Here is a 20,875-nt window from a genome sequence, read left to right on the forward strand (position 1 = left end):
CGCACCCCCGCCCCATTCCTCACAAGGACGTGAATCAGATGCGTACATCCACCCGGATCCCGGCCCTCGCCGTCGTCGGCGTACTCGCCCTGACCAGCCTCACCGCCTGTGGCGGCGACTCGACCTCGGCCTCCGGCGGCAAGGACGACAAGGTCAAGATCATGGTCGGGGGCCTGGACAAGGTCATCTACCTGCCCGCGATGCTGACCGAACGGCTCGGCTACTTCAAGGAGGAGGGCGTGTCCGTCCAGCTCCTGACCGAGCCCGCCGGCGTCCAGGCCGAGACGGCGCTGGTCTCCGGCGACGTCCAGGGCACGGTGGGCTTCTACGACCACACCCTCGACCTCCAGGTGAAGGGCAAGCAGGTCGAGTCCGTCGTCCAGTTCTCCCACGCCCCCGGCGAGGTCGAGATCGTGTCCAACCAGGCGGCGGACGACATCAGGTCGGCGAAGGACTTCAAGGGCAAGAAGCTCGGAGTGACCGGCATCGGGTCCTCCACCGACTTCCTCACGAAATACCTCGCCGTCAACAGCGATGTGCAGACCAGCGAGTTCACGCCCGTCGCGGTGGGAGCCGGGCAGACGTTCATCTCCGCCCTCCAGCAGGGTTCCATCCAGGGCGGCATGACCACCGACCCGACGGTCGCCACCATCCTGGACAAGAAGCTGGGCAAGATCCTCATCGACATGCGGACACCCGAGGGGTCCAAGGAGGCGCTCGGCGGGCTCTACCCGTCGTCCAGCCTCTACATGCAGACCGAGTGGGTCGACAGCCACAAGGAAACCGTCCAGAAGCTGGCCAACGCCTTCGTCAGGACGCTGAAGTGGATGTCCACGCACAGCGCGGACGAGATCGCCGCGAAGATGCCCGCCGACTACGCCCAGGGCGGCGGCAAGGCCCTGTACGCACAGGCCATCAAGAGCACGCTGCCCATGTTCACCAAGGACGGCGTGATGCCCGCGGACGGTCCCGCCACCGTCGAGCGGGTCCTGAAGGCCTTCAACCCGAACCTGAAGGATGCCGAGGTGGACCTCGCCAAGACGTACACCACGGAGTTCGTCGAGAAGGCGAACTGACCGCGGGCCGACGGCACCCGCTCCCACGGGCAGCGCGACTCCGGCCGGAGCCGCGCTGCCCGTGCGTACGGCTACTGCTTCCAGTTCGGGGGCTGGGCGGGGTCGAGGGTCCGCCACTGGGCGAGGACCTTGGGGTCCTGCGCGTCGAGCCAGTCGGCCAGTTCGCGGAAGGACACGCAGCGGACCTCCTTGCGGGGGCAGACCTCGCGCATGGTCTCCTCGGCGGCGTCCATGTAGATGCCGCCGTTCCAGTCCTCGAAGTGGTTCCCGATGAACAGCGGCGCCCGGCTGCCGTGGAAGACCCGGTCGAAGCCCGCGACGTACGCGTTCCGTGCCTCCTCGCGCCAGGTCGCGTACTTCGCCGGGTCGCCCTCGGTGCTGCCCCCGGACTGGTTGTAGAGGAAGTTGAAGTCCATGGACAACACCTGGAAGTCCTTGCCGGGGAACGGCAGCATCTGGAGCGGGAAGTCCCAGACACCGTCCTTCTTGGAGGGCCAGATCTGGAAGTCGCCCGGGGAGCTCGCGTCGTAGCGCCAGCCGAACGGCTTGGTCGCCGGAAGCAGCGTCTTCTGGCCCTCCAGACAGGGCGCACGGCCACCGACGACCTCACGGGTGGGGTCGAAGGGGAGCGGGTCGAGGTCCTTGTAGCCGGTGTTGGTCTTCCAGTTCTGCACGAAGGAGTAGAACTGGCTGATCTCGCTGATCCACTCGTTCCTGCTCCAGTCCCCACCGCCCTTCTTCTCGCAGAAGTGGCCGTTGAAATGGGACCCGATCTCGTTGCCCTCCTTCCAGGCACCACCGAGCTGGTCCAGCGTCATCCGGATGTGCTCGCGCGTCGGGTACGAGATCGCGGCGGCTCCGGTCCTGTGCTGGGGCGGCTGGTAGAGGTCCCGCTTCTCCTTCGGGAGGAGGTAGATGCCGGTGAGGAAGAACGTCATGTGGGCATTGCTCTCCTTCGCCGCACGGCGGAAGCGCGAGAACATGTGGTCGTCACCCTCCAGCGCGCCGTCCCACGAGAACACCACGAACTGCGGAGGCCGCTCACCTGGCTTGAGCCGCTCGGCCTTCAGCCGGTTCGGCTGCGGCCCGGTGTAGGACGTGGAGCCGTCCCCCAGGATCTTGACCTTCCCGTCCCAGTTCTCCTCCTCCGCATCCGCCTTGTCCCCGCGGTGCTCGGTGGCGGTCGGCTTCGGCGCGGCGACGGTGCGTGTGCCCTGCTGCGGGGTCCGGCCGTCCGTGTCCTCGTCGGACATCAGCGGGAGGAGTGCCGCGGAACCCGACACCACGAGACATGCCGCGATCCCGAGGACGACCCGGGGCGTGAGCCGGGCCCGTATACGGCGAACAGTGGACTTACCTCTGGTGTCTGTCACTTCGTCATGGCTTCCGTGTATGTGGTCCAGATCTGGGCCGGGAGTTTCCCGTCGTCCGCCGGACCACCGGCCAGCCCCTTGAGCGGCAGTGGCGCGAGGCTCTTCGTCAGGTCCATGCGGTAGACGACGACGGCGGTGGACGCGGCGGGGCCGTATCCGACGTACCAGCGGGCGGTGTCGTCCTCGGTGGTTCCGGTCTTGGCGGCGACCGGTGCGGCGGAGGCGGCACCCTTGCGTCCGTCGGACCGGTCGAGCGCCGCGGTGACCTCGTCGGCGACATCGGAGCGGACGGCGCGCCTGGGCCGGGGCAGGTCGAGCCGGACCGGCTCGCCGTTGCGGGTGACCTTGCGGACCGAGTAGGGGTCCGTGTGCACGCCGTGGGCCGCGAACGTTCCGTACGCGTCGGCCATCCGGATGGCGCTGGGTGTGGAGTTGCCCATCGCGAACGCCGGGACGGGCGGGCCGAAGCTGGAGGGGAGCAGCCCCGAGGCCTCGGCCGTGCCGCGGACCAGCTTCAGGCCCGTGTCCATGCCGAGTTGCAGGAAGGGGGAGTTCACCGACTTCGCCATGGCGTCGTGCAGGCTGATGCGGCCGTAGGAGGCGTCGCCGTCGTTGCGGCCCTTGACCATCTTCCCGCTGCGGTCCCAGTAGGGGCCCTCGGGTGTCATGACGGGGATGTCGTCGTCGCCGTCGTACTCGGTCGACGGTGTGACGGTGGAGCGTGGACCGTTGCGTCCGTGCGTGACCCCGTGCTGGAGCCCGGCGGCGTAGACGAAGGGGGTGAACGCCGAACCGGCCGGTACGGTACCCGCGTTGGACTCGTTGAACGCCTGCCGCTCGAAGTCGGGTCCGCCGTAGACGGCGAGGATCCGGCCGTCCGGGGCGACGGAGGCGGCTCCGAACCGCACGAACCGGTCGGCCTTGCGCTCGTCGGGGTCGAGTGCGCCGCGTGCGTCGCGGACGGCCCGGGTGAGGGCGGTCATCCGCGGCTTCTCGAACGTCGTGTAGATCTGGTAGCCGCCGAGGTCGAAGCGTGCGTCGGAGATGTGTCCGGCCCGCTTGGCGTACGACTCGGCGAGCTGGACGAGATAGCCGTCCTGCCCGCCCGCGCTGTTCGGCCGGTGCGGGGGCTTCGGCTCGGGGAAGGTGGTGTATGTGGCCCGCTCGGCCGGGCTGAGCCTGCCGATCTCCACCATGCGGTCCAGCGTCCACCGCCACCGCTCGACGGCCCGTTCGCGGTTGCGCGGGTTGACGGCCGGGTCGTACAGCGAGGCCCCCTTGAGCAGGGAGGCGAGGAAGGCGCCCTCACTCGCGTTGAGTTGGGTGACCTCTTTGCCGTAGTAGGCCTGCGAGGCGCGCTGGAGGCCGTAGGTGCCGCGGCCGAACCAGCTGGTGTTCAGGTATTCCTGGAGGATCTTGTCCTTGCTCAGGCGGCGGTCCAGTTTGACCGCCATCAGTATCTCGGTGAACTTCCGGGAGAAGGACTGGTCCTGCGACAGATAGACGTTCTTGACGTACTGCTGGGTGATGGTGGAGCCGCCCTGGGTGTCACCGTCACCGACCGTGCGCCACAGCGCGCGGGTGATCCCTTGCGTCGAGATCCCATGGTCGGAGTAGAAGTTGGCGTTCTCCGCCGCGAGTACGGCCCAACGGACGTGGTCGGGGATCTTCGACAGGGGCATCTCCTGGCGGCTCACCCAGCCGGTCCGGGCCATCGGTGTGCCGTCGGCCCAGTAGTAGACGGTGTCCTGCTGGGTGGCGAAGGCGTTGAGGTCCTCGGGTATGTCCGTACGCGCGTAGGCGATGCCCACCACGGTCGCCAGTGTGCCGGTGAACATCAGGACCGAGCCCAGGACCAGCCGCCAGGAGGGCACCCATCTTCGCCAGCCCTGCCGGCCCGCGCGCGGGAAGTCCGGTCTGCGCAGCAGGCGGGTGAACGGGCGCTTCGTCTGTTTCCGGCGCCCCGTTCCCGGGACCAGCACCGTTCGTGCGGCCCGGGCCGTCCTGCTGAATATGTTGTGCTGTGTCATTCCGTCCAGCCATGACAGGCCGGGCCGGCCGCAGACCGCGACCGTGCCCGTGCAGTGGTCATTGAGCGTCAGCCGCCACATGCCGGCACGTCGACTCCACCGGAGTAAAGGCCAAAGCCTGACCGAGAGTTCCGGCGCGAAGTCACGTAAAGATAACAGGCCGCCGGGAGAGCTCCTGCCGGGTCGGCTCTGCTCGTGGCAGCGGCCCGGTCATCGGCCGTTCTGCCGTCCGGGCCACCCGGCATCGAACCGGCCAATTCGATTCACCGTGCCCGCCCGTGCCCGCCGGCACACCGGGCCGTTCCCGCGACCGGCCGGGCCCGGCGACGGCCGGAGGACGGGGACGACGGAGCGTCAAGCGCGTTCCGGCCAAGCGCGGCGAGCGCGCGCACGAGTGCCGTGGTGACACCGGGACCACCCGCCTAAGGTCTGATGGCGCGCTGCTGGGGCCCGCCGGTCGACGCATCGCCGAGTCGGTCGACGTATCGCGCAGGGGGGAAGCAGTGTCCCGTGTGGAACTGGTCTCCGGCCACCGGCAGTACCTGCCGCTGGTGCAGGGCGCCACGCTGATCGAATGGACCGGAACGGGCCTCTTCCTCGCCGTCTCGACCATCTACTTCGTCAAGGTCGCCCATCTCAGCACCTCGTCCGTCGGCACCGGCCTGACCATCGGCGGGGCCGCCGCCGTCGCCTCAGCCGTGCCCATCGCCCGCCTGGCCGGACGCTTCGGGCCGAAGCCCGTGCTGATCGTTGTGATGCTGCTGCGCGCACTGGCCACCGTCGGCTACCTCCTGGTGGACAGCTGGTGGAGCTTTCTCCTCGTGGTCGCCGTCATCGCCGTCACCGAGCAGTCCTCACCCCCACTGGTCCAGGCGTACGTCGGGGCGCGTACCCCGGAGAGCCTGCGCGCGAAGGTCATGGCCGTGCAGCGCACCGTGGTCAACCTCGGGATCAGCCTGGGCGGGCTGATCGCCGGAGTCGCCCTGGGCTCCGGCGCGCCGGGAGCCTTCCGGCCGTTGCTGATCGGGGGCGCGGTCGCCTACGTGGCGGTCGCCGCGGTGTACGCCACCGCGCGGCGGGAGGAGGAAACGGCGGCGACGGCGGTCGGGAGCGCCCGGGTGGCGGACCTGCTCAAGGACCGCCGGCTGCTCGGCTTCACCGCGTACAACGCACTGGTGTCGCTCTGGATGCCGGTGCTCAACGTGGCCTTCCCGCTGTGGCTCGTCACCGAGACGGACGTACCGGAGCGCTGTGTCGGCATCCTGTACGCCGTCAACACCGTGCTCTGCATCGCCCTCCAGTACCCCCTCAACCGCTGCTACGGCACCACGCGCCGGGCCTGGCTCTCGTACGCGGCCGCGGCCCTGCTGCTCAGCTGCGGCGCCCTGGCCTTCGCCGCCGCGCCCGGCCTCGGGACTCGGGAGGCACTGCTGGTGCTCGGCGCGGCCGTCGTCCTGCTGACGTTCGCCGAGCTGCTCCAGGTCGGAGCCTCGTGGACCCTCTCCTTCGACCTGGCACCGGAACAGGCGCGCAGCGCCTACCTGGTGCTGTTCAACACCAGCCGGACAGTGGCCAACCGGGTCGCGGGCCCGGTGCTGATGACCGGCGTCGTCCTCGCCCTCGGCACGGCCGGCTGGATCGCACTCGCCGGTGTTCTGCTGCTCGGCGCGCTCGTCCCCTTCGTGATCCTCCGCTCGGCGGGCACCACCGGCGCCTGAGCCCGCTCCCGCGCGGCGCGTCGACCGTCACTCCACGCTGACCCAGTCGAGGGTGCGCTCCACCGCCCGCTTCCAGTTGGCGTAGCCATCCGACCGCTGCTCCTCGCTCCACCGGGGCTCCCACCGCTTCGACTCCTGCCAGTGCTCCCGCAACTCGTCCTGGTCCCGCCAGAATCCGGTGGCCAGCCCGGCTGCGTAGGCGGCACCGAGCGCGGTCGTCTCGGCGACGACCGGACGGCTGACGGGTACGCCGAGAACATCGGCCTGGATCTGCATGCAGAGGTCGTTCGCCGTGACCCCGCCGTCGACCTTGAGCACGTCGAGATGGACGCCGGAGTCCTGTTCCATCGCCTCCACCACGTCCCGGCTCTGGTAGCAGATGGCCTCCAGGGTGGCCCTCGCCAGATGGCCGTTGGTGTTGTACCGGGCCAGGCCGACGATGGCACCCCGGGCGTCCGAGCGCCAGTACGGGGCGAAGAGGCCCGAGAACGCCGGTACGAAGTACATCCCGCCGTTGTCCTCGACCGTCCGTGCGAGGTGTTCGCTCTCGCTCGCGTTCGAGATGATCTTCATCTGGTCCCGCAGCCACTGCACCGCGGACCCGGTGACCGCGATGGAGCCCTCCAGGGCGTAGACCGGCGGGCTCTGCCCGAACCGGTAGGCGACGGTGGTGAGCAGGCCGTGCTCGGACCGGATCAGTTCCGTGCCGGTGTTCAGCACGAGGAAGTTGCCGGTGCCGTACGTGTTCTTCGCCTCGCCCGGCTCGAAGCACACCTGCCCGACCGTGGCCGCCTGCTGGTCGCCGAGCACGCCGGTGACCGGGATCGCCGCGCGCAGCGGCCGGGAGGTGCGCGTGCGGCCGTACGCCTCGGCGTCGGAGGAGGGCCGGATGGCCGGGAGCATCGCCCGGGGGACGCCGAAGATGTCCAGCAACTCGTCGTCCCAGTCCAGTGTCTCCAGATTCATCAGCATCGTCCGGCTGGCGTTGGTCACGTCGGTGGCGTGGATCCCGCCGTCGGGGCCGCCGGTGAGGTTCCACAACACCCAGCAGTCCGTGTTCCCGAACACGGCGTGTCCCTGTTCCGCGGCCGCGCGGACCCCTTCGACATTCTCCAGGATCCACTTGATCTTCCCGCCGGAGAAGTAAGTGGCCGGAGGCAGACCCGACTTGCGCCGGATGACCTCGCCGTACCCCTCGTTCTCCAGGGCCTTGGCGATCGAGTCGGTGCGGGTGTCCTGCCACACGATGGCGTTGCAGTGGGGCCGGCCGGTGCGGGGGTCCCAGACGACCGTCGTCTCGCGCTGGTTGGTGATACCGATGGCGTCGAGATCCGTGCCGCTCAGACCTCCGGTGCGCAGAGCGGTCTGCATCACCGAGTTGGTGCGCTCCCAGATCTCCACCGGATCGTGCTCCACCCAGCCCGGCCGGGGCAGGATCTGCTCGTGCTCCAACTGGTGTCTTGCCACTTCGTTGCCGCCGTGATCGAAGATCATGAAGCGGCTGCTGGTGGTGCCCTGGTCCACTGCGCCGATGAAGTCCGCCATGGCATGCTGCCTCTCCTGAGTCCGGGCTCGGTGATGGGGCCGGGCGTCACTTCTCCGGGAGTACGGGGATGGTGCCTTCCGGTTCCTCCTCCGCCGAGGGCAGGAAACGGCCGATGAAGGCCTTGTAGACGAATGCTCCCACCAGGCCGCCGACGAACGGGCCCACGATCGGCACCCAGAAGTAGAAGTTCCCGTACTGGTCCCGCCACGCCCCTCCGTAACCGGTGAGGAAACTCGCCAGCCGGGGGCCGAAGTCACGGGCGGGATTGATCGCGTACCCCGCGTTCGTCCCGAACGCCATGCCGATGGCCACCACGATGAGGCCCACGATGAACGGGCTGAGATTGACGCCCGGCGGGGTGTTGAGGAGATCCGTGACCGCGAAGATCAGCAGTATGAGAATGGCGGTGCCGATGACCTGGTCCCGGAACGCTCCCCACTCGTGGACCGGAAGTGCTGGGTTTCCGTTGGCGGGCAGGGTGGAGAACACGGTCTGTGTCTTGATCGTGTGTCCGGGGTCGGCCTTGGCCAGCGCCTCCGTGTAGTTCCAGCGCACCAGCAGGGCCGCGACGAACGCCCCCGCGACCTGCGCGAGGGAATAGGGCGCCACTTTCTTCCAGGGGAAGTCCTTGAACGCGGCGAGTGAGAGAGTCACGGCGGGATTGAGATGAGCTCCGCTCAGTCTGGCCGCCACGTAGACACCCAGCGTGACTCCGAGACCCCAGGCCCAGGCGATGCTGTCGTGATTTCCGAGGCCGCCCGGCGGGTCGGTGAGGGCACCGCCGGCCACGACCTGCGCCACGACACCGCAGCCGAAGAGGATCAGAATCATCGTGCCGAGGAACTCCGCCGAGAGTTCCCCGGCGATTCCGGACTTCTTGAGCCGCTCCATGGAGATCTCGCTTCCTGTCGACCGACGACTCCTGGCGGCATAGATCCACATCCGAGCGTAAGCGGCGGGAATTGGTTCCGCATGCGGTGGCGGACGCGCCGTTTCCGCAGGTGCCGGGGGAGTGCCCCGTGCGGTCTCAGTCCACGTCGACCTGGTCGAAGAGGTCCAGCATCCTGCCGAGCACCCGTACGCAGGCCGTCACCTCGGCGTCGGTCAGATCTCCCTCCACCCTGCGCAGCAGGGACTGCTCGCGGGTCAGGGCGGCGGTGATCGCCGCCCGGCCGCCCTCGGTCAGCCGGACCAGGGAGGACCGCTGGTGCGCGGGGTTGGGGATGGTCTCGGCCAGCTGTCCGGCCACGGCGTCATTGACCATCCGCTGCACGAACTGCCGGCTCAGTGCCTGTGCCCGGCCCATCTGCGGAACCGTCATCGGGCCGTGCTCACGCAGCAGGTCCAGTACGGCGCGGACTCCCACGGACAGGCCCTCGACCGGGGCGGCCTGCTCCACCTTGCGCTGCACACGCCGGTAGAGCGGGCCGACCAGGGCGAAGACCTCCGTGAGCCGGTGGGCCAGTTCCTCGGGTGCCAGGGGCGGATCGGTGTCGGTCATACGGTCATCATGACACCTTGGTTGCCAATGTGGCGAGTAGATGGCACCTTGGTTGTCATGAATGCTGCCTCCGAGTTGAAGTTCTTCGAGACCGACGACGGCCGCCTCGTCTACCGCGACACCGGCAAGGGCCCGCTGGTGGTGCTGTTGCACGGTGGATTCCTGGACCATGGGATGTGGGACGACCAGGTGCCGGAGCTCGCGCGGGACCACCGTGTGATCGTGCCGGACGCCCGCGGGCACGGCGGATCGTCCAACGCGAGCAGGCCCTTCCGTCACACGGACGACCTGGCCGCCCTGCTGCGCCGGCTCGACGCGGGCCCCGCCGTCCTGGTCGGAGTGTCGATGGGCGGGGCCACCGCGCTCGACACCGCGCTCGAACATCCGGGTCTGGTGCGCGCGTTGGTCGTCAGCGGGGCGGGGACGAGCGAGCCCGAGTTCCACGACTCCTGGTCCCGCCGGGTCCTGGCCGAGCAGGCCCGTTCCCTGGCCGCCGGTGACATCGCGGGCTGGATCGACGCCTTCATGCTCTTCGCGGCGGGACCGCACCGCACACTCGACGACGTCGACGGCACCGTCGTGCGACGCCTGCGCGCGATGACCGAACGGACGCTGGCCAAGCACACCGCGGACGAACCCGAGCTGCTCGTGCCCGTCCCCGACACCTGGGCGCGGGCGGCGAAGGTCGGCGTCCCGGTGCTGACCGTCACGGGTGGCATCGATTGCGACGACCACCTCGCCATGGCCCGGCGCCTCGCGCGGACCGTCGCCGACGGCCGCGAGGCAAGCGTCGAAGGGGTGGCGCACTATCCCAACATGGAGCGGCCGGATGCCTTCGGCGAGATCCTCGGGAACTTCCTGACGGACGTGTCCGCCCGGGCGGCCGACGCCGTGTGACGCACGGCCCCAGGGGCTCAGCGCACGGCGGACACCGTGTCACCGGCCTTGGCGGCTCCCTGCACCGGGGCGTCGTGGAGGCCGAGACGCAGATGCTCCACATGGAAGAGAGCCTGGTCGAGGAGTTCGGCCACGTGGTTGTCGTACAGCGCGTAGATCACTGAGCGGCCGCGCCGCTCGCCGGTGACGAGGCCGAGGTTGCGCAGCAGCCTCAACTGGTGGGAGCAGGCGGACTGCTCCATGCCGACCGCCTCGGCGAGCTCGGTCGCGGGGCAGGGGCCCTCCTGGAGGCGGGCGAGGATGCGGAGCCGGGACGGGGTGGCGAGGGCCTGGAGGGTGGACGCCACGTCGGTGGCCCCCACCGCGTCGAGGCGCTCGCGCGCGGTGGCAGCGGTCTTCGCGTCAACTCCGTGGCCCATGCCCTCATCCTACGGAGATGTATACATGAATGCGTGTTCATGTGATCCTGTATCGTGAGAGGGTCCGAGCACTCCGCCTTCTCGCGTGAAGGATCACCCCCCCATGTCATCCACCGTCACCCGCCCGGCCCCCTCGACCGGCCCGGTCCGGGGCGCGGGGGCGGCCGAGCGGCGCACCCGGATCCTGGCCCTTCCGGAGGCCCGCTGGGCCGCGGCCGCGCTGGTGCTGTTCCTGGCGGCGCTGCCGCTGCACCTGCTCGGCACCCCGTGGTGGGCGTGGGGCCCGCTGTACGCACTCACCTATCTCGCCGGCGGCTGGGAGCCGGGCCGTGAAGGGATGCGGGCGCTCGGCCGGAGGACGCTGGACGTCGACCTGCTGATGGTCGTCGCGGCTCTGGGCGCGGCGGCGATCGGACAGGTGCTGGACGGCGCCCTGCTGATCGTCATCTTCGCCACCTCGGGCGCCCTGGAGGCATTCGCCACCGCCCGCACGGCGGATTCGGTACGCGGACTGCTCGACCTCGCACCCGCCATGGCCACCCGGATCGGCGCAGCCGGTGCCGAAGAGGCCGTGCCCACCGAGGAGTTGACAGTCGGGGACGTCATCCTGGTACGTCCCGGCGAGCGCGTCGGGGCCGACGGGCGGGTTCTCGACGGGGCGAGCGAGGTGGACCAGGCGACCATCACGGGCGAGCCGCTGCCGATGCCCAAGGAGCCCGGCGACGAGGTCTTCGCAGGAACCCTGAACGGCACCGGGGCGCTGCGGGTGGCCGTGGAGCGCGACCCGGCCGACTCGGTGATCGCCCGGATCGTCGCCATGGTCGAGGAGGCCTCCGCGACGAAGGCCCCCACCCAGCTCTTCATCGAGAAGGTCGAACAGCGGTACTCGATCGGCATGGTGGCCGCCACCGTCGCCCTGTTCGCCCTGCCGCTGGCCTTCGGTGCGGCACTGCAGCCGACACTGCTCCGGGCGATGACCTTCATGATCGTCGCATCGCCGTGCGCCGTGGTCCTGGCCACGATGCCACCGCTGCTGTCAGCCATCGCCAACGCCGGACGGCACGGGGTGCTCATCAAGTCCGCCGTGGTGATGGAGCGGCTGGGCCGGATCGACGCCGTGGCGCTCGACAAGACCGGCACCCTGACCGAGGGCACCCCGCATGTCACCGACATCCGTCCGCTCACGTCCTCGGGCCTGACCGAGGACGCCCTGCTCACCCTCGCGGCGGCGGCCGAGCACCCCAGCGAACACCCCCTCGCACGCGCCGTCACCGGAGCCGCCCGGGCCCGTGGCCTCGTCCTGCCCCCGGTGGAGGACTTCGACTCCACCCCGGGCATGGGCGTCACCGCCACCGTGGACGGCCAAAGGGTCGCGGTCGGCAGCCCGGCCCGTCTGCGGGACGCCCGGACCGGCGCCGAAGGAGCGGCCGCCGGGCTCGCCGCCCGGCTGGAGGAGGACGGCCGCACCGCCGTACTCGTCGTACTCGACGGCACGCCCGTCGGCGTCCTGGGCATCGCCGACCGGCTGCGCCCCGATGCCCGGACCACCGTCGCCCGCCTCAGCGCACTCACCGGCAGCACCCCGGTGCTGCTGACCGGGGACAACCCGCGAGCCGCCGCCCGCCTGGGCGCCGACGCCGGGATCGTCGACATCCGGGCCGGACTCCTGCCGCAGGACAAGGTGCACGCGGTCAAGGAGATGGAGAGCGCCGGGCGGAAGGTGCTCGTGGTCGGGGACGGAGTGAACGACGCCCCGGCACTGGCCGCCGCCCACTCGGCCATCGCCATGGGCAGGGCCGGCTCCGACCTCGCCCTGGAGACCGCCGACGCCGTGGTCGTCCGCGACGAACTCGCCACCGTCCCCACCGCGGTGGCGCTCTCGCGCCGGTGCCGCCGCCTCGTCGTGCAGAACCTGGTGATCGCGGCCGTCTTCATCACCGGCCTCGTCATCTGGGATCTCGTGGGCACCTTGCCACTCCCGCTGGGTGTCGCAGGGCACGAGGGCTCCACCGTCATCGTCGGCCTCAACGGCCTGCGCCTGCTGCGCGACGCCGCCTGGACGCGGGCCGGTGGCGACGCCTGAGCCCCACACCGGCACGGAGGCGGGGCGCCACGCCACGGGAAACCCGGTGGGGGTATCGTCGGGCCCGCACCGCACGACCCGTACGACCGAGCATTCGAGGCAGCCGTGGATCGCGGACGGACACGCACACCGGGCACGTCCCGGCTGCTCGTGCTGTGCGCCGTCCTGTGCGGGCTGTTCCTCATGCACGGCGCGCCGGCGAGCGCCGCGGAGGGCTGTCATGACGTGATGGGCACGAGCGCGGCGACGCCCATGTCCATGACGACCGCCGACGGCCACTTCGTGGTGCGGGGCGAGCACGGCTCCGCGCGCGTGGCCGCCGCCGTGCCCGCGACGAACGGGGAGTCGTGCGTCTTCACCCATGCCCGTGACCGGGTACTGCCGCTGCTGATGGCGTCGGGCCTGGTGCTGCTGGCCGTCGGGATGCTCGCCGGGCACCGCACGGCCGTACGCGGTCCGGCCCGGCGGGGACCGCCGTTCGCCGGCAGGGATCTGCTGCTCCAGGTGTGCGTCGCGCGGACGTGACAGGAATCCGCCGGTCCACGGACTTTCGGGCCCGGACCGGCCGGACGGCCCTGTACCTTTCGCGCGCCATGGATGTGGCGCGTCCACCTGGAAAGAACCTGTGATGTCCGCTTCCCTGTCCCTCGCCGCCCGCCGCCGCCCGCTCGCGGCCGCCGCAACCGTGGCCGCCCTCGCTCTGGCACTGGCGGCCTGCGGCACCTCCGACGGCTCGGAGTCCGACGGCTCGTCCATGCCCGGCATGAACCACGGCTCGGGCAGTGCCTCCGCACCGGTCACGCCCGGCGGGACGTTCAACGACGCGGACGTGAAGTTCGCGCAGCAGATGATTCCGCACCACCAGCAGGCCATCGAGATGGCGAAGCTGGCCGATGGCCGCGCTGCGGACCCCGAGATCAAGAAGCTGGCCGCCGCGATCGAGAAGGCCCAGGACCCCGAGATCAACACGATGAGGGGGTGGCTGACTTCGTGGGGCGAGCCGCTGCCCTCGGACTCGTCCTCGATGGGTGACATGCCCGGGATGGACCACGGCACGGACGGTTCGGGAATGCCCGGAATGATGTCCGACAAGGACATGAGCGACCTGTCGGCCGCCAAGGGCAAGGACTTCGACAAGAAGTTCGCCCAGCTGATGATCGGCCACCACCAGGGTGCGGTCACCATGGCCGAGGAGGAGCAGAAGAAGGGCGACAGCGCCGACGCGAAGAAGCTCGCCGGCGCTGTCGTCACCGCTCAGACCGCCGAGATCGAGCAGATGAACAAGATCATCGACAGGCTCTGATCGCAGCGCGGGTGCGGGCCTTCGCACGGCCCTCCGGAGGGAGTCGTGCGAAGCCCCGCATCCCCTGGGCCTTGCGTTCGGATCACACCGGGCTCGTGTGTTCCGGAGCCGCGAGCAGAGCGACCACCTCCTGAGCGGTGGTCTCCCGGAGTTCCTCCCCGACCAGCAGCCACCGGGTGATGCCGAGCGATTCGAGGAAGGGCAGATCGTGACTGGCGATCAGGAGCGCCCCCTCGTAGGACTCGAGCGCACCGGTCAGCTGCCGCACGCTGGCGACGTCGAGGTTGTTGGTCGGCTCGTCCATCATCAGCAGCTGCGGCGCCGGTGCGGCGAGCATCGTCGCCGCGAGGGCGGCACGGAAGCGTTCTCCGCCCGAGAGGGTGCCCGCCGGCTGCTCCGCGCGTCTCCCCTGGAACAGGAAGCGCGCGAGCTGGGCACGGATGTGGTTGTCGGTGACCCCGGGGGCCATCCGGGCCACGTTCGCCGCGACGCTCAGCTCCTCGTCCAGCACGTCGAGCCGCTGCGGAAGGAACCGCGTCGGAACGAACGTCCTGGCCTCGCCGGACAAGGGGGACAGCTCACCGGTGAGGGTGCGCAGCAGCGTCGTCTTCCCGGCGCCGTTGCGGCCGACGAGCGCGATCCGCTCGGGCCCCCGTACCTGGAGGCTGCCCTCACGGAGCCTCCCGAACCGCGGGCGCAGCTCGTGCAGGCTCAGCACGGTGCGTCCGGCGGGCACCGCGGTGCGGGGAAGGTCCACGCGGATCTCGGCATCGTCACGGATGGCCTCCGCGGCCTCCTCACGGCGCTCGCGCGCCTCGCTGAGCCGCTCCTCGTGGACGCCGCGAAGCTTGCCCGCCGACTCCTGCGCGGACCGCTTGCGGCGGCCGGCCAGGATCTTCGGGAGGCTTCCTTCGGCCTCGGTCCTCCTCCCGTTTCTCTGGCGTCGGGCCAGCTTCACCCGGGTCTCCTCCAGTTCGCGTTTCTGGCGGCGAAGATCGGCCTCCGCGGCCCGCAACGTCCGCCCGGCGGACTCCTGTTCAGTGGCCACGGCTTCCTGGTACGCGGACCAGCCACCCCCGTACCAGTTCACGGATCCGGCGCGCAGTTCGGCGATGCGGTCCACACGCTCCAGCAGTTCGAGGTCGTGACTGACCACGACCAGCACGCCCGAGCGCCAGGAGTCGACGGCCTCGTAGAGCCTCCGGCGGGCGAACACATCGAGGTTGTTGGTGGGCTCGTCCAGCAGCAGCACGTCGGGACGGTCCAGCAGCAGTGCGGCCAGGCGCAGCAGCACGGTCTCGCCACCGGACAACTGGCCGACCGTGCGGTCCAGTCCGATGTCCCCGAGCCCGAGCTGGCCCAGGGTCGCCAGGGCCCGTTCCTCGACGTCCCAGTCGTCGCCGATCGTCTCGAAGTGCTTCTCGTCGACGTCTCCGGACTCGATGGCGCGCAGCGCCTCGCGCCGCTCGGCGATGCCCAGGGCCCGGTCCACCCGCAGTGTGGTGTCGAGGGTGATGTTCTGCGGAAGGTGGGCGAGGCTACCACTGACGGTCACCGACCCCTGGGAGGGGCGGAGTTGACCGGCGAGCAGTTGCAGCAGTGTGGACTTTCCCGCGCCGTTGGTACCGACGAGGCCGACGCGGCCCCGGCCGATGGCGAGCGAGAGTCCTTCGAAGACGGTCGTGCCGTCCGGCCGGCTGAAGGACAGGGCCGAGCAGGTGAGGGAAGCGCCGGGGGTGATGGGTGTCGCCATGGTGTTCCTCGCATTCGCAAGCGCGGTGAGTGGGGGCTTCGTATGCGAGCACCACGCGGCGACCGAGCAGCGGAGGAAGGTACGGCGGCCCTGGAGATCGAGGGACGGCTCATGCACCGAGGTCGCATCCACGCGGGGTCACGGGCAGTGCGGAGCACTGCTACGGCGTGACAGGCGTACGGGCGGTGCCGTACGGCGTGATGTTCGCAGACCTCAGATGCGCAACGTCCACCTCTATCGGAGACAACAGGACATCAGCACCATAACGGTGGAGGGGGAGGGATGGCAATGCCTCCGGGCGTCGGGCAGGGCCGGCGAGGTGAGCTCCCCGTCGCGATATATCCGTCCCGTTATGGGTGGTTCGAGCGAATTGCCCTTTTAAATGCTTGGCGAAATGCACCTTTTGTGAATTCGTGGCGCGAGTCACTTTCCATCCTCCCGGAGTCGCGTCACGCGATGCGGAGCCCTTTCCGCGCAAGGAGGGGGGAGTGCTCGATGTGAGCTGGATTACCACTGTTCCCGTGACTTGATCTTGTAAGTGAATTGCGTGTGGAAATCAGGGTCTTGTCCCTTTCGGTCCCTCTCGCCTACGGTCACCGTCAATCCGGACGGAACGCCGAATCCTGCCGCCGCCCGGACATCCGACCCACTCGTGTACGGCAGGAGCGGGGGACCCAGGTAAGCCGCCGGCCCGGTATCCGGAACGGCTGGGGTCTTTCGTCTGGATCCGGCCTGATCCAGACGAAAGGCCCCTGGGGTGAAGCCGCGCTCAGCGCGGCCAGGCATCTCCAGCCTGAACCCGACAGCTCACCTCGCAGGCGACGGAGAGGAATTCATCATGTCCGCAACGCCTACCTGCCGTCGTCGTAGGTCCACCTCGCTGACCCGGGGCTTCATAGCCGTGGGCACGGGTGCGGCCGCCCTCCTGCTGCCGTTGACCGGCGCCGCCACGGCCTCCGCGGCGCCGGCGCAGTCCGTCAGCGCCGTGGCGCCCGCGGCGCAGCCCGTGACGTACACGAACAATCTGGACGGCTGGATCAAGGAGTCGCTGGCCGTCATGGCCAAGCACGGCATTCCCGGCAGCTACGACGGCATCCACCGCAACGTGATGCGCGAGTCCTCCGGCAACCCCTTTGCCATCAACAACTGGGACTCGAACGCCGCCGCCGGAACGCCGTCCAAGGGTCTCCTCCAGATCATCGACCCGACCTTCCGGGCCTACCACGTGCCCGGAACGGCGATGGACGCCTACGACCCCGTCGCCAACATCACCGCGGCGTGCAACTACGCGGCCCACAGGTACGGCTCCATCGACAACGTCTTCGGGGCCTACTGAGGTACGGAATCCAGCCGCGGTGGCGTCCAGTCGGCATGGCGCAGGATCGTGCGGACGGTGACGCGGGACGGTGCGAGGCGCAGTGCCGTGTTCCGCAGCGCGACGGCCGCCGGACGGGACAGCTGCTGACCCATCCGGCCGGCCCGGCGGGCGGCCCGGGCGACCGACTGGCTGCGGGGCCGGCGCTCGGCGTCGTAGCGGCCGAGCGCCGACTCGACGGTGGGTCCGGCGCGGAGCGCGGCGGCCGGCGTCGCCGCGTCCTCCAGTGCCTGGCAGGCTGAGCCTGCGCCACCCGGAGTTGCGCGAGATTCTCGTAACCGCGCGAGAACGCGGCACGCGAGGCCGTGCGGGCGTTCCTGGACGCGCGGGGCGTGGCCGACGCGGAGGGCCGGACGCTCACGATGCTGGCCTGTGTGGACGGGCTGGTGTTCGACCGGCTGGTGGGTGGCGGGGAAGTGCCGAGGGACGAGATCGCGGGACTGGTCGCCGCGGCGCTGCGCGGCGCCTGACCATCGCCGCGCGGGCACCTCCCCGCACCGGTTCGTCCGCGCGGGACCCTCACTCCGGGGCGCGCTCCACCGGCTTCGCCGGTCCTGAGCGGGGCATCACGGGAACGGTCGCCGCCGCCCCGGCCCGGACCGCCTGCACCACCGCGTCGTGCAGGCGACGGCTGTCCTCCTCCGAACGGCACGCGACGGGGCTGCCCGACATGGTGAACCAGTCGATCGCGCCGGTGTACTGCACAGTGACCTGGGCCATGTCCTGCGCCCAGGTCGTGTGAACGGTCAGGTCCCCGGACAGGACACCGACCTCCTCCGTCAGCACGCCACCGTGCCCGGAGAACACACCGCGAGTCGTCCATGACGCCCAAGCCATGACTCCAGGCTGGCATCAACACCGAGGATGCGCGACCCGCGGGCTCGCCGCCCCGTCCGTGCGGAAGGCGGCCCCGCCTTCCGGATGCTGGATACGGGCGAAACTTTCCGTCTGCCCGGGCTGCGGTTCCCGCACCCCCCGATCCCCGGACTATGACGCGTTGTTAACGCCAAACCGTCGGATTCGGCCCTCCGAACAACGAATTCCGAAGGTGAACGCCTCTTGACCTGCGGAACACGTCGGGATTGCATATCGCGCTGGGAGCGACGAAACCACTCACCACGTCCTCGTCTGGAGGCGATACCGCTCCCGTGCTCAGACACCGCACCTGTTGATCGGAACCGCACGATGACCGACACGCTCAGCGCTCCCCAGGCGCTCGCCCCAGCGACCGGCCCCACCCCCCAGAAGCTCAAGCGTTCCATCGGCGTCGTGGGCGGCACACTGCTCACGCTCTCCTGCGTGACGCCCGCCTCGACCCTCTTCGTGGTCGTACCGGACCTGTTCTCCACCCTCGGCACGTACACCGCCCTCACCATCGCCATCGGCTCGCTGCTCTGCATCGCGGTCGCCTTCTGCTACTCGGAGCTGGGCACGCTCATCCCCAGCGCCGGCGGCGAGTACGCCATGGTGTCGACCATGGCGGGGCGGCTCGCCGGGTGGCTCGTCTTCGTGCTCTCGCTGCTGGTCGTGATGATCGTTCCCCCGGTGATCGCCATGGGAACGGCCGACTACCTCGCGCCCATCGTGCACATCCCGGCCCCCGTCGCGGGTGCCGGCGTCATGTTGCTCGCCACCCTCGCCGGCCTCCTGGACCTGCGCGCCAACGCGTGGATCACCGGAATCTTCCTCGTACTCGAAGTGATCGCGGCAGGCGTCGTCGCCGTTCTCGGCTTCGCCCACTCCGAGCGAGGCGGATCGGCGCTGGTGCACGGGTCGGTCGCCTCCTCCGGCGGCACGAGCTCGACCGTCACCGCGATGATGGTGGTCTCCGGGCTCGCGATCGCGCTCTTCATCACCCAGGGCTTCTCCACGGCCGTCTACCTCTCCGAGGAACTGGAGAACCCGCGGCGCAACGTGGCCCGCACCGTGCTCGCCACCCTCGCCATATCCACGGCGGTCATCCTCGTCCCGGTCATCGCGATCACCCTGGGCGCCCCGGACCTGGAGGCCCTGACCTCGGGCGACCTCAACACGATGGTGGCCGCCTGGTCCAACTCGGCCGTCGGCACCTTCGTCAGCCTCTGCGTCGCCCTCGCGATCATCAACGCGGGCATCGTGATGGTCATCCAGAACTCCCGGGTGCTCTTCGCCTCCGCCCGTGACAAGGCCTGGCCCGCACCGATCAACAACGCCCTCGCCCGGCTCGGTCGGTTCGGTTCCCCATGGGTGGCGACCCTGGTCGTCGGCATCCCCGGCGCGGCGCTCTGCTTCGTCAACCTCGACACGCTGTACGGCGTCACCGGCGTCTCCGTCACCGCCATGTACCTGCTGGTCGCGGTCGCGGCCCTGCTCTGCCGCCGCGGTACGCACCGCGAGGCGCCGGCCTGGCGGATGCCACTGTGGCCCGCGATCCCCGTGCTGCTGATCGCCGTGCTGACGTACATCCTCACCCAGCAGGAGACCGAGTACCTGCTGTGGACCGGCGGGATCACGGCAGTCGCCACGCTCTACTGGGCGTTCTACCTGCGGCCTCGCCGGGAGACCCGCTGGCTGGTCAGCATTCCGGAGGACGCGCAGTCCTGACCCTCCCCGGACGCGTTCCGCGCGGTGTCCGGCCCGTCGGCGAAAAGCGGCCGCCGACGGGCGAAGACACCCCCGATGCCCTCACAGTGGAGTGAGGGACGTCATCGGAACACGGGGAGTCGTGGCGGGATGAGTGTCGAGCGGGTCGGAGTCGTCGTTCACCAGGGCCGTCCCGAGGCCTTCGTCGCGTCGGGAGTCGTACGCGACTGGTGTGCCCGCGAGGGCATCCCGTGCACGGACATCGACGTATGGCGCGACGACGAACGCAGACGCGGCGGGCGCGAGGAGGCCGATGTCGCGGGCAACCCCGATCTCATCGTGACGCTCGGCGGCGACGGGACCTTCCTGCGCGGTGCCAGGATCGCCGCCAAGAACGACGGCGCCGTCCTCGGGATCGATCTGGGCCGTGTCGGCTTCCTCACCGAGGTACCCGTCGAGGACGTGGTCCGGGCGCTCGACGCCGTCCACCGGGGCAGGGCGGAGGTCGAGGAGCGCATGACCCTGACCATGAGAGCCTCCCGCGTACTCGAAGTGCCCCCGGACATCGACGCCCTGATGGGCTACGGACAGCGCCCCATGCTGCCGCCTCCCCAGGTCGCCCTCGACGAGGAGGCCGCGGCGGAGGGCTGGGGCGTGGCACTGGATGTCACCGCACTCAACGATGTCGTCGTGGAGAAGCTCGCCCGCGACCGGCAGGTGAGCCTCGGCGTGTACATCGGCGGCCGGCTCCTCGCCTCGTACTCCGCCGACGCGGTCATCATGGCCACCCCCACCGGCTCGACCGCCTACAGCTTCGCCGCGGGCGGCCCGGTCGTCTCACCGCGCATGGACGCCGTCCTCTTCACGCCCGTGGCGGCTCACATGACCTTCGACCGCACCGTGGTCGCCGCGGCCGACGAACCCATCGCGGTACGGGTCCTGCCGCACTCGGGACAGGGCGCGGTGACCATCGACGGCCAGCTGCGCGGCGTACTGGCCGCCGGGGACTGGCTCGGCGTGTACGCGGCACCGAGCCGCCTGCGGGTCATCAGGCTCGGCCCGAACGACTTCTACGGACGGCTGCGCACCCGCCTCCGCCTCACGGACGCCCCGGCCACGGCGGCCGACGGCGAGAGCGCACCGCTCTTCCGTCACGACGGACCGGTCCCGCACGACCTGGCCCATCTCCATCTCTCCCCGGCGGTCAGGGAGTAGGGCCCGCCCGGCGGATCAGGGCAG

17 protein-coding genes, 2 pseudogenes and 1 riboswitch are annotated in these 20,875 nt (G+C 70.1%); of the genes and pseudogenes, 10 read left to right on the forward strand and 9 right to left on the reverse strand.

The genetic code is table 11. The annotated features are described in order from the left end of the window. Positions 1–38 precede the first annotated feature (38 nt). On the forward strand, positions 39–1,076 hold the full coding sequence (locus tag ACWCPY_RS06130) for an ABC transporter substrate-binding protein (protein ID WP_451263133.1): 1,038 nt from the start codon (positions 39–41) through the stop codon (positions 1,074–1,076). Between the two features lie 71 nt (positions 1,077–1,147). Here ACWCPY_RS06130 and ACWCPY_RS06135 read toward each other — a convergent pair whose 3' ends face one another. Next, positions 1,148–2,449: a hypothetical protein gene (locus tag ACWCPY_RS06135; protein ID WP_451263134.1), complete on the reverse strand. Its 1,302-nt coding sequence runs from the start codon at positions 2,447–2,449 to the stop codon at positions 1,148–1,150. Next, positions 2,446–4,560 carry a transglycosylase domain-containing protein gene (locus ACWCPY_RS06140; RefSeq protein ID WP_451263135.1) on the reverse strand — a complete coding sequence of 705 codons (2,115 nt, stop codon included), beginning with the start codon at positions 4,558–4,560 and terminating at the stop codon, positions 2,446–2,448. The genes ACWCPY_RS06135 and ACWCPY_RS06140 overlap by 4 nt, the downstream gene beginning before the upstream one ends. A gap of 422 nt (positions 4,561–4,982) precedes the next feature. Between ACWCPY_RS06140 and ACWCPY_RS06145 the strand changes: the two genes are divergently transcribed. Continuing rightward, entirely contained in the window at positions 4,983–6,197 is a 1,215-nt protein-coding gene (locus tag ACWCPY_RS06145; protein ID WP_451263136.1) for an MFS transporter, read from the forward strand. Between the two features lie 27 nt (positions 6,198–6,224). On the opposite strand, the gene glpK is transcribed toward ACWCPY_RS06145, so the two are convergent. From glpK to ACWCPY_RS06160, 3 genes are all read right to left on the reverse strand, one after another. Continuing rightward, positions 6,225–7,742, reverse strand: coding sequence for a glycerol kinase GlpK (gene glpK, locus ACWCPY_RS06150; protein WP_451263137.1), 1,518 nt, complete (start codon positions 7,740–7,742; stop codon positions 6,225–6,227). A 46-nt stretch (positions 7,743–7,788) separates the two neighbouring features. Then, positions 7,789–8,634 carry an MIP/aquaporin family protein gene (locus ACWCPY_RS06155; RefSeq protein ID WP_451263138.1) on the reverse strand — a complete coding sequence of 282 codons (846 nt, stop codon included), beginning with the start codon at positions 8,632–8,634 and terminating at the stop codon, positions 7,789–7,791. Between the two features lie 136 nt (positions 8,635–8,770). Continuing rightward, complete coding sequence (locus ACWCPY_RS06160) at positions 8,771–9,244, reverse strand: MarR family winged helix-turn-helix transcriptional regulator (protein ID WP_451263139.1); 474 nt, start codon at positions 9,242–9,244, stop codon at positions 8,771–8,773. Between the two features lie 57 nt (positions 9,245–9,301). Here ACWCPY_RS06160 and ACWCPY_RS06165 point away from each other — a divergent pair, with 57 nt between their 5' ends. Next, positions 9,302–10,141: an alpha/beta fold hydrolase gene (locus tag ACWCPY_RS06165; protein ID WP_451263141.1), complete on the forward strand. Its 840-nt coding sequence runs from the start codon at positions 9,302–9,304 to the stop codon at positions 10,139–10,141. A gap of 17 nt (positions 10,142–10,158) precedes the next feature. On the opposite strand, the gene ACWCPY_RS06170 is transcribed toward ACWCPY_RS06165, so the two are convergent. Beyond that, entirely contained in the window at positions 10,159–10,560 is a 402-nt protein-coding gene (locus ACWCPY_RS06170; RefSeq protein ID WP_451263142.1) for an ArsR/SmtB family transcription factor, read from the reverse strand. 103 nt (positions 10,561–10,663) lie between these two features. Here ACWCPY_RS06170 and ACWCPY_RS06175 point away from each other — a divergent pair, with 103 nt between their 5' ends. From ACWCPY_RS06175 to ACWCPY_RS06185, 3 genes are all read left to right on the forward strand, one after another. Beyond that, positions 10,664–12,643: a heavy metal translocating P-type ATPase gene (locus ACWCPY_RS06175; RefSeq protein WP_451263144.1), complete on the forward strand. Its 1,980-nt coding sequence runs from the start codon at positions 10,664–10,666 to the stop codon at positions 12,641–12,643. Positions 12,644–12,748: 105 nt separating this feature from the next. Continuing rightward, positions 12,749–13,168: a hypothetical protein gene (locus ACWCPY_RS06180; RefSeq protein ID WP_451263145.1), complete on the forward strand. Its 420-nt coding sequence runs from the start codon at positions 12,749–12,751 to the stop codon at positions 13,166–13,168. A 103-nt stretch (positions 13,169–13,271) separates the two neighbouring features. Continuing rightward, positions 13,272–13,946 (forward strand): DUF305 domain-containing protein, encoded by a 675-nt coding sequence (locus ACWCPY_RS06185; RefSeq protein WP_451263146.1) that lies wholly within the window; start codon positions 13,272–13,274, stop codon positions 13,944–13,946. 82 nt (positions 13,947–14,028) lie between these two features. Here ACWCPY_RS06185 and ACWCPY_RS06190 read toward each other — a convergent pair whose 3' ends face one another. Next, entirely contained in the window at positions 14,029–15,699 is a 1,671-nt protein-coding gene (locus ACWCPY_RS06190; protein ID WP_451263147.1) for an ABC-F family ATP-binding cassette domain-containing protein, read from the reverse strand. Between the two features lie 604 nt (positions 15,700–16,303). Beyond that, a riboswitch (cyclic di-AMP (ydaO/yuaA leader) is annotated at positions 16,304–16,535 on the forward strand. Between the two features lie 2 nt (positions 16,536–16,537). Here ACWCPY_RS06190 and ACWCPY_RS06195 point away from each other — a divergent pair. Further along, entirely contained in the window at positions 16,538–17,035 is a 498-nt protein-coding gene (locus ACWCPY_RS06195) for a transglycosylase SLT domain-containing protein (RefSeq protein WP_451263148.1), read from the forward strand. On the opposite strand, the pseudogene ACWCPY_RS06200 reads toward ACWCPY_RS06195, so the two are convergent. Further along, a pseudogene (locus ACWCPY_RS06200) lies at positions 17,029–17,316 on the reverse strand (FAD-dependent oxidoreductase); the annotation flags it as partial. The gene ACWCPY_RS06195 and the pseudogene ACWCPY_RS06200 sit on opposite strands and share 7 nt — an antisense overlap. On the opposite strand from ACWCPY_RS06200, the pseudogene ACWCPY_RS06205 reads away from it, so the two are divergent. Further along, positions 17,316–17,544, forward strand: a pseudogene (locus ACWCPY_RS06205) (TetR family transcriptional regulator); the annotation flags it as partial. The pseudogenes ACWCPY_RS06200 and ACWCPY_RS06205 sit on opposite strands and share 1 nt — an antisense overlap. Before the next feature lie 49 nt (positions 17,545–17,593). On the opposite strand, the gene ACWCPY_RS06210 reads toward ACWCPY_RS06205, so the two are convergent. Beyond that, entirely contained in the window at positions 17,594–17,911 is a 318-nt protein-coding gene (locus tag ACWCPY_RS06210) for a hypothetical protein (protein WP_451263149.1), read from the reverse strand. A gap of 348 nt (positions 17,912–18,259) precedes the next feature. Here ACWCPY_RS06210 and ACWCPY_RS06215 point away from each other — a divergent pair, with 348 nt between their 5' ends. Together ACWCPY_RS06215 and ACWCPY_RS06220 are read left to right on the forward strand one after the other, a co-directional pair. Further along, on the forward strand, positions 18,260–19,657 hold the full coding sequence (locus ACWCPY_RS06215) for an APC family permease (protein ID WP_451263150.1): 1,398 nt from the start codon (positions 18,260–18,262) through the stop codon (positions 19,655–19,657). A gap of 129 nt (positions 19,658–19,786) precedes the next feature. After that, positions 19,787–20,851, forward strand: a complete 1,065-nt coding sequence (locus ACWCPY_RS06220; protein ID WP_451263151.1) for an NAD(+)/NADH kinase — start codon at positions 19,787–19,789, stop codon at positions 20,849–20,851. Positions 20,852–20,875: the final 24 nt, after the last annotated feature.

It is taken from the genome of Streptomyces sp. NPDC002403, assembly GCF_053593015.1.

What these genes read in the sequence shown, in the direction of transcription:
- ACWCPY_RS06130 (WP_451263133.1), top strand. Translation starts at nt 39, where the DNA reads ATGCGTACATCCACCCGGATCCCGGCCCTCGCCGTCGTCGGCGTACTC.
- ACWCPY_RS06140 (WP_451263135.1), bottom strand. Translation starts at nt 4,560, where the DNA reads ATGTGGCGGCTGACGCTCAATGACCACTGCACGGGCACGGTCGCGGTC.
- glpK (WP_451263137.1), bottom strand. Translation starts at nt 7,742, where the DNA reads ATGGCGGACTTCATCGGCGCAGTGGACCAGGGCACCACCAGCAGCCGC.
- ACWCPY_RS06155 (WP_451263138.1), bottom strand. Translation starts at nt 8,634, where the DNA reads ATGGAGCGGCTCAAGAAGTCCGGAATCGCCGGGGAACTCTCGGCGGAG.
- ACWCPY_RS06160 (WP_451263139.1), bottom strand. Translation starts at nt 9,244, where the DNA reads ATGACCGACACCGATCCGCCCCTGGCACCCGAGGAACTGGCCCACCGG.
- ACWCPY_RS06165 (WP_451263141.1), top strand. Translation starts at nt 9,302, where the DNA reads ATGAATGCTGCCTCCGAGTTGAAGTTCTTCGAGACCGACGACGGCCGC.
- ACWCPY_RS06170 (WP_451263142.1), bottom strand. Translation starts at nt 10,560, where the DNA reads ATGGGCCACGGAGTTGACGCGAAGACCGCTGCCACCGCGCGCGAGCGC.
- ACWCPY_RS06175 (WP_451263144.1), top strand. Translation starts at nt 10,664, where the DNA reads ATGTCATCCACCGTCACCCGCCCGGCCCCCTCGACCGGCCCGGTCCGG.
- ACWCPY_RS06185 (WP_451263146.1), top strand. Translation starts at nt 13,272, where the DNA reads ATGTCCGCTTCCCTGTCCCTCGCCGCCCGCCGCCGCCCGCTCGCGGCC.
- ACWCPY_RS06190 (WP_451263147.1), bottom strand. Translation starts at nt 15,699, where the DNA reads ATGGCGACACCCATCACCCCCGGCGCTTCCCTCACCTGCTCGGCCCTG.
- ACWCPY_RS06195 (WP_451263148.1), top strand. Translation starts at nt 16,538, where the DNA reads ATGTCCGCAACGCCTACCTGCCGTCGTCGTAGGTCCACCTCGCTGACC.
- ACWCPY_RS06210 (WP_451263149.1), bottom strand. Translation starts at nt 17,911, where the DNA reads ATGGCTTGGGCGTCATGGACGACTCGCGGTGTGTTCTCCGGGCACGGT.
- ACWCPY_RS06215 (WP_451263150.1), top strand. Translation starts at nt 18,260, where the DNA reads ATGACCGACACGCTCAGCGCTCCCCAGGCGCTCGCCCCAGCGACCGGC.
- ACWCPY_RS06220 (WP_451263151.1), top strand. Translation starts at nt 19,787, where the DNA reads ATGAGTGTCGAGCGGGTCGGAGTCGTCGTTCACCAGGGCCGTCCCGAG.